At 66.5% G+C, this 12935-nt stretch carries 14 protein-coding genes and 1 pseudogene; 7 read left to right on the top strand and 8 right to left on the bottom strand.

The features are described from left to right. Both ABZX96_RS00900 and ABZX96_RS00895 read right to left on the bottom strand, forming a co-directional pair. The coding region (locus ABZX96_RS00900) for an alpha/beta hydrolase (RefSeq protein ID WP_355535887.1) at nt 1-1170 on the bottom strand (1170 nt) is incomplete at its 3' end. A 17-nt stretch (nt 1171-1187) separates the two neighbouring features. Beyond that, entirely contained in the window at nt 1188-2765 is a 1578-nt protein-coding gene (locus ABZX96_RS00895; protein WP_355535884.1) for an NAD(P)/FAD-dependent oxidoreductase, read from the bottom strand. A gap of 231 nt (nt 2766-2996) precedes the next feature. Here ABZX96_RS00895 and ABZX96_RS00890 point away from each other — a divergent pair, with 231 nt between their 5' ends. From ABZX96_RS00890 to tgmC, 4 genes are all read left to right on the top strand, one after another. Further along, nucleotides 2997-3743 carry a MerR family transcriptional regulator gene (locus ABZX96_RS00890; protein ID WP_355535881.1) on the top strand — a complete coding sequence of 249 codons (747 nt, stop codon included), beginning with the start codon at nt 2997-2999 and terminating at the stop codon, nt 3741-3743. Nucleotides 3744-4044: 301 nt separating this feature from the next. Continuing rightward, complete coding sequence (locus ABZX96_RS00885; protein WP_355535583.1) at nt 4045-4278, top strand: putative ATP-grasp-modified RiPP; 234 nt, start codon at nt 4045-4047, stop codon at nt 4276-4278. A gap of 3 nt (nt 4279-4281) precedes the next feature. After that, nucleotides 4282-5280 (top strand): ATP-grasp ribosomal peptide maturase, encoded by a 999-nt coding sequence (gene tgmB, locus ABZX96_RS00880; protein ID WP_355535580.1) that lies wholly within the window; start codon nt 4282-4284, stop codon nt 5278-5280. Next, nucleotides 5258-6457, top strand: a complete 1200-nt coding sequence (gene tgmC / locus ABZX96_RS00875) for an ATP-grasp peptide maturase system methyltransferase (protein WP_355535577.1) — start codon at nt 5258-5260, stop codon at nt 6455-6457. The genes tgmB and tgmC overlap by 23 nt, the downstream gene beginning before the upstream one ends. 126 nt (nt 6458-6583) lie before the next feature. On the opposite strand, the pseudogene ABZX96_RS00870 reads toward tgmC, so the two are convergent. From ABZX96_RS00870 to ABZX96_RS00860, 3 genes and pseudogenes are all read right to left on the bottom strand, one after another. Then, nucleotides 6584-6786, bottom strand: a pseudogene (locus ABZX96_RS00870) (DUF397 domain-containing protein). Between the two features lie 177 nt (nt 6787-6963). After that, nucleotides 6964-7164, bottom strand: coding sequence for a DUF397 domain-containing protein (locus tag ABZX96_RS00865; protein WP_355535574.1), 201 nt, complete (start codon nt 7162-7164; stop codon nt 6964-6966). Between the two features lie 22 nt (nt 7165-7186). Beyond that, a complete protein-coding gene (locus ABZX96_RS00860; RefSeq protein ID WP_355535571.1) occupies nt 7187-8038 on the bottom strand; it encodes a helix-turn-helix transcriptional regulator in 852 nt (283 codons plus the stop codon). A gap of 486 nt (nt 8039-8524) precedes the next feature. On the opposite strand from ABZX96_RS00860, the gene ABZX96_RS00855 reads away from it, so the two are divergent. Beyond that, a complete protein-coding gene (locus tag ABZX96_RS00855) occupies nt 8525-8959 on the top strand; it encodes an ATP-binding protein (RefSeq protein WP_355535568.1) in 435 nt (144 codons plus the stop codon). Next, nucleotides 8949-9146 carry a hypothetical protein gene (locus ABZX96_RS00850; RefSeq protein ID WP_355535565.1) on the top strand — a complete coding sequence of 66 codons (198 nt, stop codon included), beginning with the start codon at nt 8949-8951 and terminating at the stop codon, nt 9144-9146. The genes ABZX96_RS00855 and ABZX96_RS00850 overlap by 11 nt, the downstream gene beginning before the upstream one ends. A gap of 278 nt (nt 9147-9424) precedes the next feature. Here the strand turns inward: ABZX96_RS00850 and ABZX96_RS00845 are convergent, their stop codons facing one another. From ABZX96_RS00845 to ABZX96_RS00835, 3 genes are all read right to left on the bottom strand, one after another. Continuing rightward, nucleotides 9425-9628: a DUF397 domain-containing protein gene (locus ABZX96_RS00845; protein ID WP_355535562.1), complete on the bottom strand. Its 204-nt coding sequence runs from the start codon at nt 9626-9628 to the stop codon at nt 9425-9427. A gap of 276 nt (nt 9629-9904) precedes the next feature. Next, nucleotides 9905-10525 (bottom strand): RloB family protein, encoded by a 621-nt coding sequence (locus ABZX96_RS00840; RefSeq protein ID WP_355535559.1) that lies wholly within the window; start codon nt 10523-10525, stop codon nt 9905-9907. Continuing rightward, nucleotides 10522-11868, bottom strand: a complete 1347-nt coding sequence (locus ABZX96_RS00835; protein ID WP_355535556.1) for an ATP-binding protein — start codon at nt 11866-11868, stop codon at nt 10522-10524. The genes ABZX96_RS00840 and ABZX96_RS00835 overlap by 4 nt, the downstream gene beginning before the upstream one ends. Before the next feature lie 333 nt (nt 11869-12201). On the opposite strand from ABZX96_RS00835, the gene ABZX96_RS00830 reads away from it, so the two are divergent. Further along, entirely contained in the window at nt 12202-12933 is a 732-nt protein-coding gene (locus ABZX96_RS00830; protein ID WP_355535553.1) for a hypothetical protein, read from the top strand. Nucleotides 12934-12935: the final 2 nt, after the last annotated feature.

Here is a 12935-nt window from a genome sequence, read left to right as displayed (position 1 = left end):
CTTCTCCGGGACGGCTTCCTGGGACGTCTGGCGGCCCTTCTCCGGGACGGCTTCCTGGGACGTCTGGCGGCCCTTCTCCGGGACGGCTTCCTGGGACGTCTGGCGGCCCTTCTCCGGGACGGCTTCCTGGGGTGTCTCCTGGCCCTTCTCCGGGACGGCCGTCCGGGAACGGCGGTCTCCGGGACGCGCCGCGCGATCTTCGGAACCGCCAGCAGCAGCCCCCCGCTCCCCACCCCCGAGCAGGTGATCCCGTTCCCCGCCCCCGAGCAGGTGATCCCGTACGAGCTCCCGGATCCGGCGCACCACCGCGTCCGGCTCCTCCATGGGGGTCATGTGCCCGGCCCCGGGCAGTTCGGTGAGCCCGAGGAATTGGGGCAGCACCGAGGCCAGGCGGCGGGCGAGGACGATCGGGGTCAGGCGGTCCGCGGTGCCCGCGATGACGGCGGTGGGCACGTCGAGGCGGGCGGCTCCCCCGGTGAGGTCGAGCGAGCCGAGCACATGGCCCCACCTGGCCCGTACGCCCACCGGACAGGCGTGCACGATCCGGGCGCACGCCTCCACCTGCTCGGGCGTCGCGTGCGGGCCCATCGTGGCGTACTTGAGCAGCCGCTTGGTCACCGGCGTGACCGGCCCGAGGGGCGCGCGCGAGCTCAGCAGCGCCTTGTGCGCAACCCTGCGGGCACCCCACGAACGCAGGGGGATGACGCGCGCCTCGGCGGCCAGGTCGGCGCTTCCGGTGCTGCACAGCAGGACGGCGGCGGCCCGTTCGCGCACCTGCGGACGCTCAGCGGCGGCCATCAGCGTCATGCCGCCCATGGAGTGCCCGACGAGGACGGCCCGTTCGCCCGGTTCCAGGGTGGCGTCGAGGACGGCCACGAGGTCGTCCGCGAGCGCCGTGGTGCTGTGCCCCTCGGGGACGGCGGCCGGCGAGCGTCCGTGGCCGCGCTGGTCGTACAGCACCACCTTGTGGTCGGCGGCCAGGTCACGGACGACGGGCGCCCAGAAGGCCGTCGAACAAGTCCAGCCGTGCGAGAGGACGACGGTGGGCGGGGAGGACGGAGCACCGACCGACGGCGGCAGGTGGACGCGGGCGTGCAGCGTGGCCCCGTCCGCCGACGTGACGGTGAGCTCGCGATCGGGGGCCGGAGGCGCGTACGGCCCGGCCGTCATGTGCCCGGGACGGCGCGTCATACCGCCGCCCCCGTTCCCACTCCCGCTCCCGCCCCCACGACCGTCGCGCCACGCCGCCCCTCCGTACGGTGCGGCGGGCGCAGCACCTCGTACTCGGCGAGGTCGATCCGCCGAGTCACCTTGCGGAACTCGGCCGTCGTCCCCGGCCACACGGTGGTGTTGCGCCCGTTGGCGTCCAGGTACCAACTGTCACAGCCGGTGTTCCACACGGTCCGCTCCATGCGCCGCTGAACACCGTGCGACCAGGCGTGCACAGCGGACGGACGGGCATCCAACGCGATCTTCCCGCCACCGCCCAACGTGTCCAATTGACGAACAAAATCAGCCATGTAGTTCAGCTGCGACTCGATGATCAGAATCATCGAACTGTTCCCAAGTCCGGTATTGGGCCCGATGATCGTCAGGAAGTTCGGGAACCCGGCCGCGCTCGCGCCGCGCAGCGCCTCCATCCCGTCCTTCCACTCCTCCGCCAGCGTCGTGCCGTGCACACCGGTGACGCGCCGCGCGATCGGCATGTCCGTGACGTGGAACCCGGTCCCGAAGACGATCGCGTCCGCCTCGGTCTCACTCCCGTCACTCCCGACGAGAACGTTCCCCCGGACCTCCTTCAACCCCGCCGCGACCACGTCCACATTGGGCTGCGCGAGCGCCGGATAGTAGTCGTTCGACAGCAGGATGCGCTTGCACCCGATGCGGTAGTCGGGCGTGAGCTTGGCCCGCAGCATCGGGTCCTTTATGGCCTTGCGGATGTGCCCCTTGGCCAGGAACTCGATCAGCCCCAGTTCCTTCGGCCGCTTGGTGAACGCGCTGACCTGCAACTCCCGTATCCCCCACAGCAGTCCACGGCGCATGGTGCGGGTGGCCGGGACCTTGGTGTGCAGCCAGCGCTCCGCACCGGTGATGCGCCGGTCCGCCCGCGGCAGCACCCAGGCCGGGGTGCGCTGGAAGAGGGCCAGCCGCCCCACGACCGGCTGTATGGACGGCACGATCTGTATCGCCGAGGCCCCCGTCCCGATCATGGCGACGCGCTTGCCGCGCAGGTCGTAGCCGTGATCCCAACGCGAGGAGTGAAAAACCTTCCCGGGGAAGCCGTCCAGCCCCGGCACGTCGGGAATCTTCGGATCGGACAACGGCCCGGTCGCCGACACGACCACATCAGCGGTCAGCGCCCCACTCGCCGTCGAGATCTCCCAATGCAGCGCCTCCCCGTTCCACCGCATCCCCAGCACCTCGGAGTCGAAGCGCAGATGCGGCCGGAGCCCGAAGGTGTCGGTGACCCGCTCCAGATAGGCGCGGATGTGAGCCTGCCCGGAAAAGTTGCGCGGCCACTCGGGGTTGGGCGCGAACGAGAACGAGTACAGGTGCGAGGGAACGTCGCACGCGCACCCCGGATAGTCGTTGTCCCGCCAGGTGCCGCCGACCGCGCCGGCCCGCTCCAGCACCACGAAGTCGGTGATTCCCTCGCGGCGCAGCCGCACGGCCGCCCCCAGACCACCGAATCCCGACCCGATCACCGCCACCCGTACGTGCTCACGTACGTCCTCGCGTTCGCGCTCGTGTTCGCGCTCGGCCATGCCGCCGCCTCCCGAGTTCGACTCGATCGTGCCAGCAATCACTGGCACGATCGGAGCGTAGGACAGCTCCGTACCGAGCGGTAGGGGGCGGACACCGGGAAGTTACCGCCGGTCGCACCCCGACCCGGCCTCCCACCACCGACATAGGGTGAACGCGTGGCCGAAAACCGAAACGCGGACGACACCGAGCGCGGCGAGCGCCCCGAGCCCGCGCCCCCACGCGAGTTCCGCATGGCCGAACTCGCCGAAGCGGCCGGCATCACCGTCCGCACCCTGCGCTTCTACCGCGAACGCAAACTCATCCCGCCGCCCCGCCGCGAGGGCCGCATCGCCTGGTACAACGACCACCACCTCGCCCGCCTGCGCACCATCGCGGCCCTCCTCGAACGCGGCCACACCCTGGGCGGCATCGCCGAACTCCTCACCGCCTTCGACAACGGCCGCGACGTCGGCGAAGTCCTCGGCCTGGAAAGCCCCCTGATCAGCCCCTGGTCCGAGGAGACCCCGGTCCGCCTCACCCCCGAGGAACTGGCCGACCACTTCAGCGGCGACGTCACCGCCGAAAACCTCGCCGCCTCCCTCGACATCGGCTACCTCGCCGTCGACGGCGACGAGTTCGTCCACGTCAGCCGCCGCCTCCTGGACGCCTCCACCGAACTCGTCGCCACCGGCGTCCCCCTCGCCGCCGTCCTCGCCGCCGGCCGCGAAGTCCGCACCCACGTCGAAGCCATGGCCGAACTCTTCACCACTCTCGTCCGCACCCACGTCTTCGCCGACACCCTCCACCGCGTCGCCGAAGGCCAGCCCCCCACGTCCGAAGAGATCGCCGCGATCACCGAGACGATAGAGAAACTGCGCCCCATCACGAAGAACGTGGTGGAGGCGGAGTTGTCGATGGCCATGGATCGGCGGGTACGAGCGGAACTGGAGGCCTGGCTGGGGGGTGGCGGGGGCGAGGGGGAGGCTCCCACCGTGTGACCGCACCCGGTCGACGCGAAAGCCGCAGCTAGGAGCACACACCGCCACAGGCCGGGCGGTAAGCCCGTGCGCGGGCAGCACAACAGAGCCCGGTTCCCACGTCCCGGTGTCGGCTTTCGCGCAGAGCTGCACCGGTGCGCCCCTTGTACACGGTGTCGGCCACGCCTCCTGCCCACTTCACTCCTTGGTGGGGCCCATTCCGTTTGGGCTCCCAGCGCAGGGCGGAAGCTGCTCAGCTTCCGTGGAGCGACAGAGGAGGAATGGCTATATGAAGCCACCAATCGCTCGGTCACCATGGGCGATGCGTCTGGTGACCGACCGGCTGCCGGTCAGCCCGCCCATGTACGCGCACGTGGTGCTGGACGGAGCCACGCAGACCGCCCGCTACACCGACGCCGCTGGACAGGTCGTGGAGCTGGGCAAGCACGGCACCTCGTCGGTGACCGGCACGGCATCGCTTTCAGGCGGCGGGGACGGACAGGGCCCTCAAGAGCAGACACAGGACGACCACACCACCGACTACGTGCCCGACTGACCGATGGCCGCAACCGTCCTGGTAGTCACGGCGCTGGAAGACGTCACCGCGGACCGGGTCATCGAGGCACTGATCGAGCGCGAGGTGCCCGTCGTCCGGATCGATCTCGCCGACATCGGGCCGTCGCTGGGCTTCGGGTTCCGTATCGGTCCGGACAGCCCGGCGTGGGGCGGGCGGCTGCGTACGGCGAGCCGGGAGATGGGGTTGGAGGAGGTGTCGGCGGTGTACTACCGCCGCCCCACCCCTTACGCCGCCCTGTTCGCGTCCCTTCCCCAGCAGCAGCGTGACTTCGCGGTCGCCGAAGCACGGCACGGTCTCGGGGGTGTTCTGAACCACCTGCCCGGCGCTCTGTACGTCAATCACCCGGGCGCGGTGACCCGGGCGGACTTCAAGCCCGCGCAGCTCCAGCGTTTCGCGCAGCTCGGCCTTCTCATCCCACCGACATTGATCACCAACGACATCAACGCGGCGCGGAGATTCGCCGCCGAGCATGAGCGCATCATCTACAAAACCTTCCGAGGGCTGCCCCCTGCCGAGGACGGCCACACTGGGGCGATCTGGACCCAGCGTGTGGACGCGGACACCTTCGACGACTCCCTGGCGGTGACCGCGCACCTGTTCCAGGCCGAGGTGCCCAAGACCGGTGACGCGCGAGTGACCGTGGTCGGCCGGAAGGTCTTCGCACAGCAGATCACCACCGCGGACGGTGCACTGGACTGGCGCCAGGGCGACTGGGACAAGTTGATCCATGCGCCCATCACCGTCCCCGCGCCCGTGGAGGCCGCACTACATCGCTACCTGGCCTCGTTCAGCCTGGTCTTCGGCTGCTTCGACTTCGCCCTGACGGGAGACGGGGACGATCCAGACCACTGGACCGCGATCGAATGCAATCCGAGTGGTCAATGGGGCTGGCTTCCCGACGCACCAACGATTACCACCGCATTCGCCGACATCCTGAGCAGGAAGGAGGCGGCAGGCCATGACGACGCCCGCCGACCTTGAGACCGACGCGGCGCGGCTGCGCGAAGCAATGGTGCGGGCCCTCGCCGAGAACAGCGTCCTCGGCGACCCGGCCTGGCGGAAGGCGGTCGAGACAGTGCCCCGGCACCGGTTCGTGCCCGGCTTCTACCTCCCCGCCGCCGAGCGCGACGAGCACGGGCTCACGGTGTGGGAACCGGTCACCGCCACACTCGACCACGACCGCTGGCTGGCCGCCGCGTACTCCGACACCACCCTCATCACGCAGTTCGACGGCGTCGAGCCCGACTGGAAGCGACCCACCGTCCGGCACGGAGGTGCGCCCACCTCCTCCTCCACGCTGCCCTCTCTCGTCGTCCGGATGTGGGACGACGCGGACGTGCACGAGGGCCACACCGTGCTGGAGATCGGCACCGGAACCGGCTACTCGACAGCGCTCGCCTGCGAACGCCTCGGCTCCGCCGACGTCACCTCGATCGAGGTCGACCCACACCGGCTGGAAGAGGCCGCCGGAGCGCTACACGGCTGCGGTTACACACCCAGCCTCGCGGTGGCGGACGGGCTGTACGGCTACTGGCCCGAGGCGGCCTTCGACCGGATCGTGGCCGCCTGTTCCTTCCGGGCCGTTCCGCCCGCCCTCATCGCCCAGACCCGGCCAGGCGGAAAGATCCTCCTCACCCTCTCGGGCTGGCTCTACGGCTACGCCCGCGTCCTGCTCACCGTCGCCGAGGACGGCACTGCCTCCGGCCCCCTGCTGCCCGGCACGGTCTCCTTCATGTCCGCGCGCGGCCACGCGGCGCCGGCCTTCGGCACTCCCATCCACTGGTCTGCGGGGTTGCCCGAATCGCCGCGCACAGCCCGGCGCAGCCCCGACCGGATCACTGCTGGAACCGAACAGGCTTTTCACCTGCGTTTCCTCGCCCAAAGTGCCGTACCGAACGCCCAAATGACCACCGACGGCGACGCCATGTACCTGCTCGACGTAGTCACCGGCTCCGTCGCCACCCTCACCCCCGATGACGACGGATGGGCCGTACGCGAGAGCGGCCCGGTAAAGCTCTGGGAGCGGATCGAGCAGGTTCTGGACGCCTACGAAGCGGCGGACGCGCCCGGGCCACAGGCGTTCACCCTGCACGTGGACGGCGGCGGGCAACACCTGCGGCACCCAAAACTGCCTGACCTGCCACTGCCCAGGCCCTGACCGGGCAAACCCGCCCGATGTGGGGACTCACCTGCGCACAACAAAGAAGAAGGCCTGGGCCCTGGCATCGCACCGGGGCCCCATCTCTCTTGTGGCAAGTTGTTTCTCTTTGCGCAGCGGACCATCTCAGGACAGGCGATCCGCCTTCACCTGACGAATGAAATTCCGCCACCCCCGGAACCGAAGGTCAGCACCTCGCCCTCCGGGGATTTGCTGTCGCGCACGAAAACGCGCCCGGTAGGGCTGCCCGCGAACTCGACGCAGTTACCTCCTGTACCGCTGTAACTGCTCTTGGTCCACACCACGTGACCGGAATCAGATATGAACATTTCGCGATTACCTCCAACCGTCGTTTCACAGTACAGCGTGCCCGTTCGGCGCTCCACACAGACGACGTCCGAGTAGGAAGGGTTCGAAGACGCAAGAACAAATGGGCTGGGGCCCGAAATCACCCGGGCCCCAGCCATTTCGCCGTACGGAATCCCCCTCTTCCTCACACATCCCTCTCAGAAAAGGGAACCGCTCTTCACGCCACGAAGAAAGTCCTCCCAGTTCCCGGAACGGAAAACCAGCACATCACCCTCCGGTGCTTTGCTGTCCCGCACCGAGACGCCTTCACAGACGCCGTGTGCGACCTCGACACAGTTACCTCCCGCTCCGCTGTAACTGCTCTTAGACCACACTTGATCACGAGCGAGAATGCGCATTGCGGAATACCTCCGATGCTCGTTACAGACCTTTGCGGATCTCAGCGACCAGATCCAAACTGTCGCTTGGGCTCAGGGCGATGGACCGGAGCGAATCGAAGACCAACGTATACTCCTCGATCTCCTCTGGTGTCTCCATGTATAGCGTGCCCGTTCGGTGCTCCACGCAGACGACATCCGAGAACGCGGGGTGCGGAAACCCATAGATCACGAACGAGCCGTAGAGGCCAGCGTGCGCACCCGCCCGGTCGGGGATGATCTGGAGATCGATCCATGGCCGCAGTGCAATGAAGGCCAGATGGTCGAGCTGCTGCCCCATGACCTCGGGACCGCCCACCTGAAGGCGTAGGGCCGCCTCCCCTTGGATCACGTGGAGCCGGGGGGACTTGTGACCACCCAGGAATTTCTGCCGCTCCATGCGCGCCGTGACCAGCGCTTCGACCTCATCATCCTCCAATGCCGCCTGAGCCGCGTTGATCACCGCTCGTGCATACTCCGGCGTTTGCAACAGCCCGGTGATCAGCGTCTGTTCGTACGACCGGATGTAGTTGGTCGTCTCCTCGTACCCAATGAGGTCGGAGTACGAGGGGCGCGCCTTGCTGGCCCGCCGCACCCACCCCGGGGCCCTTCCTTGGCGCGCCAAAGAAATCATCTCTTCGACGAGTTCGGCGTCTCCGACGCCATAGAAGCCCATCAGGTCCCGCAATTCGCCAACCGAAATGCCAAGCCTCGCGTTTTCGATGCGGTTGATTTTTGTCCGATGACACCCGATCCGCGCGGCGGCATCATCGATCGACTTTCCTGCTTCTTCTCGGTACTTGATCAGTATCGTCGCCAGTCGGCGACGCCGAACAGTTGGCCTTGAATCGACCATACGTACCCCCTTTGAACCAGGCCACCAGGAAACTCCGGCGCTCAAAAAAGATCATGGAGGAATTTCCATCGAGTAGCTTGCGGGCAGCTCTGACAGGGAGGACTGTAGCTGACGCGGTCACCGTGCGTGCCAATTCCGTTACGCACGCCAGTGATTAGTGGCCGGAGTCCAATAAACGAAAGACCCCCGCGACCGTGCGACCGGCCCGGGGGCATGGTCAACGCTGTCCAGGAGCGTCAACGTGCCAAAGACTATCCATCGAATCCTCGTTCTGGTGCTGCGATTGCTTTCTTCGCCGCCCAGCCTGCACCGGTGCGAGACGCCGGTGCTCCACCCACAAACCGACCAGCCGCAGCGAGCAATGACCCCTACCACTTCCACCAGGAAACGCCGCCTGCAACGCCGACGGCGACAGGCACTCTGGCTCGCCACCTGGGGCATCGACGTGGGGCCGCGCGTGATCCACGGCATGAGGGTGGCCGCCTGATGACCCCACCGCTCGATCACAACAGCCCGGTCGTGCTGCGCTGGAACCGCCACCCCGGCTGCGTCCGCAAGGCGCGCGCGGAGCTGAGCAAGGCCCTCGCCGAATGGGGCCTGGGGCGGATCGAGGACGACGCCCTCCTCGTGGTCTCCGAACTCCTCACCAACGCCATCTGCCACGCACGCACGGCCCCGGGCCGAGAAATCGAAACCCGCTACGTACGCACCGACTGCGGCGTACGCATCGAGGTCCACGACGCGGCGTACGAACGCCCGCAGTTGCTCCCTGAAGACCCCACCCGCGAGAGCGGGCGCGGCCTCCTCCTCGTCAGCGTCCTCGCCGACCGGTGGGCAGTCTGCGACCGACGCGGAATCGGCAAGCAGGTCTGGGCGGAGCTGTCCGCGCCATCGGTACCCGGTGGCCGAAGTGGCAGGTGACGAGCTGCTGTTCGCCCTCTACGTGGTGTGCGGTGACCGGGTACGCGTACACGGTCACTGGCACCAGGTTCGTGCGGTCCGCTCGGAGCGATTCGCAACCGGCGGACCGGCCCTGCTCCTCCTCTTCATGGCGGCCCCGTCCTGGCGCGTGCATCCGGCCCGCGTGCTGTACGTAAACCGCTGCTGAAGGACGCGCCCCACACGCTGCCAGTGCGGCGGGTGAACGTCAGCATGCCGATACCGATGGCCGGCGCATCCGGGCCCCGCACGCAGTAGGACGGGGTTTTGGACGCGTCGGCCATCACCAACCCATGTGCCGCCATCTTTCGCGGGAAGGAGGCCGTGGATCACGACAACTCCCGCCGACCTTCGAGCCAACGCAGTCAACGCAGTCAACGCAGTCAACTGCGCATAACGGTGGCTCAGACGCGGCACACCACCCTCGTCTTCACGCGGCCTTCCCCCTCAGCAGGGGGCGCCGTCCTTCACATGGCGAAGGAAGAAGTGCCAGTCGCCAGAACTGAAAGCCAGCACGTTGCCATCCGGGCCCTTGCTGTCGCGCACCCAAATTCCTCCGAAAAGATCGTCAGCGACCTCGACACAGTCGCCCCCTGCCCCGCTGTAGCTGCTCTTGCGCCATACCGCGCCATCAGGGGTGGTCCTGACCATTTCGCACCTACCTCCAGTGAACGTCACTTCACCTTCCGGGAACCACGGCCACGCGACGCCGGGGCGGTGCGTGGCCACTTCCATAGTGCCGGTGCCGGCCGTTCCCCGGTCGGGACCTCGCGGCCTTTCTGCCGGACCGAGGACGAGCAGCCCGCCGCCCTGCTACACGTCGCTGCGCGCCCAATACCCGTTGCCGGCGGGCCGATCCTGCGACGAGGGAGGCTTTGGCAGTAACCGAGAGGCCTCAGCCGCGCTCTCCTGACGGATACGACACCGTCACGCCTGGCGGCCATACGCTTTGAGTAACGCCGAGATCAGCTCAGTGACTGAGCTATGCGGATTTGGTGGCGCATGCTGGGCTTTGACAGGTTCACACTTGAAGGCGCGAGCCATGGCTTCCTGGTACTTGTTGTATGGGAACCCATCCGGAATGCTCTTCCCAGAGAATCCTTGCTTACGTAGAATCCTGGAAAGCGTGGCGGCGTCAATCCATGCGGCACGGTTCTCGAAATGCCAGAGTAGCCAAATTTCGAAGCACGGCGAACTGACGGCCATCTCGATACTCGAACGCCGGGCTTCAACGCACGTTCTCTCCAGGTTGGCGTGCTCATCCACATCGACTACGCACCAGACGGCATCAAAGGGGTCACCGTGTTTGTTTTCGAGGTTGCGGAGCCGTTTGGCCTCGCTCACCACGCTCAAGGGATCTCGGCCGACACCGACCGGCTTGACGCTGACCACTCGAACGGCCTTGGCTCTTATCAGCGCGGAGAATTTTTCGAAATACTGCGGCTCCGTGTTAACGCCTTCGGCGGCAATGAGGATCTTTACATGCTCGGACCTCTTGCCCTTCGATTTCGAAATCTTCTGCGCGCCACGTAACTGTCGCCGACTCACGCTTGATCCTCTACCTGTAGAGACGCAAGCAATTCCTCCCAAGCGAGAGTGGGGACTGCCCCATACCTCCCGCCGAGATACCGGCGTTCCACGTTGTGGTCCTTTTTGACGGGGAAGTCCGTCAGGGGATAAATCTCAGTGACCCCCTCGGGAGACTTCTCGGCGAACCACATCTCCTCCCTGTCCAGGCCATCACCCGACAGGTGGCTCATCAGGGAAGTGTCGTGTGAGGTGAACACGAGCTGGGCCCCCAGCGGGTTGATGTCCGGGGACTTGAACATGGCGATGAGTGCCGATGCGAGCCTGGGGTGCAGGCTGGAATCGAGCTCGTCCACGAGCAGTACGCCGCCATACTTGATCTCTCGCAGGGCAGGCAAAGCTAGGGAAAGCCAGGCGACCGTGCCGCTGCTCTCGTCACTCAATCCGAGATTGTGAGAATCTTCGGGGGATGCCCCGTGATGCCAGAAGTTGATTACCTTCCTCTGCTCTTCGAGGAAGTTGGCGAAGAACTTCTCTTCGTCATCCTCATCGTCCAGAAGAGCTCTCATGGTCCTGCGCATGCTTGACTGCGTCTTCTCGTCGATTTCGACTTCCTCCAACGAGAGACGGCAGATCCCCAGATCAGCGAATCGCAGCAGACTTTGCGCTTGCTGCAGAGCCCCCTTGTCCTCTATCCATCTCTTGACCGACATGATTCGGCTCTGCTTGTAGTACTCGGAGAATGCGGCGTATGGCAAGTGCCTGGTCAGGTAATGGTGAATCCTCCGCAAGTAGGCGTGGTTGGCCATGCTTGCCGTGGAGAGATACAAGTTATAGCGCCCCATCAGGCGGGAGATTCGCACGTTTTCCCCCTTGAGGCTCCTGCTGAACGTCACATCCTCCGCTTCCGGGCCGTTCCTCTCGAAGAGGAGACGACGGCGCCCTTCAGGAAACGAGTGGAGCCACTCGGAGGCGATCCCGTGGGAGTCGCTTTCGAATCCGTATACGTGACGCGTCCCCTCGACGGTAAAGTCGAACTCGTATGCGGAAGTTTCCCCCCTGGAGTCCTTGTCGAGCAGGAAGGGCGCGTAGGGGAAGGATTCCCGCTCACTCCACCTGGCGGAATTACTGATGGCCTTTACGGCGAAATCAACTGCGTCCAGAAGCGTCGTCTTCCCTGACGCGTTGGGCCCGAAAACGCCGACGACTCGGTTGGTGACCGAGCCCCAGTCGCCATCCTTGGGGCGCACTCCCTCGAAGCTTGACTTGGTGAACACGAGTTCTGTGGTGTCACGGATGGACTTGTGGTTCGTGACGCGGAACCTGAGAAGCATGGCTACCTCACCGGCTAGGTGCAGTTTCATCCAGCCCTAGGACGATTACCGCCCTGTTTGCTCACCAAACGGTACGCCGGGTGCAGCCCCACCGCGAGCGCATCTTCCTACTGGGTGGCCCGGCGAGGCAGCCTGCAGGGCTCTTGTCATAGCGAGCGGCGATGCTCCGTCAACCTTCAGCTTGTTGATCAGCCGCTCGGCGGCGTCCCGCTCCCCGCGGAGGTCGGCGCCGCGAGTGACGCGCCAACCACCCCTGCCGCCCTCCCACTTGCTGCCGGCGCCCTGATCCATCCCCCGCAAGATCCGCTCGGCTGATCCAGTGAAAGACTCCGCTCGGATGTGACGACCTAAGGAGTGCGCAGCATGGCTATAGGTGCCCACGACGGAGCGGAGCCGGAAGAAGCCGGGCACGGGGGGCGTGTCCTCGCTCTCCTGGACAAGGCGATCAATGTCCAGAGCCCACTGGTGCGCAAGAACATCGCCCGGGCCCGCCAGCGGAACCCGGAGGCGTCACCGGCGCAGGTGATCCGCAATCTGGAGCGGATGTATGTCAGCGCCTTGGCCGGGTCGGGTGCCGCAGTGGGAGGAGCCGCAGCCGCGCCGGGCGTGGGGACGGGAGTCGCACTGGCGCTGTCGGCGGGCGAGACTCTCTCGTCCCTTGAGCTGACCACCCTCTTCGCGCTCTCGGTCGCCGACGTCCACGGCGTCTCCCTCGCCGAGGTCGAGCGCCGCCGAACGATCGTGATGGGCATCATGCTCGGCGGGTCCGGCTCCACCACCATCACCAAGATCGCCGAGCGTACGGGGCAGCACTGGGGGCGGCAGATCGTCGCCAAAGTGCCTGTCGAGACGTTGCGTCAGATCAACAAGGTCTTGGGGAAGAACTTCGTCGTGAAATACGGCACCAAGCAGGGAATCATCGTTCTTGGTCGAGTGGCGCCGTTCGGTATCGGCGCCGTGATCGGTGGTGGCGCCAACGCCGCCATGGCCACTCTGACGGTGAGGGCCGGCCGCCGCGCCTTCGGCCCGCCCCCGACGTCGTGGCCGTGGCTGACGGACGGCACACCGTCGGCATCCGACGGCTCGCATGGCTGACG

It is taken from the genome of Streptomyces sp. NPDC003077 (genome assembly GCF_040611095.1).
Taxonomy (GTDB): domain Bacteria; phylum Actinomycetota; class Actinomycetes; order Streptomycetales; family Streptomycetaceae; genus Streptomyces.
Note: the sequence above shows the minus strand (reverse complement) of the source record. Positions and strands in the feature narration are given on the sequence as shown.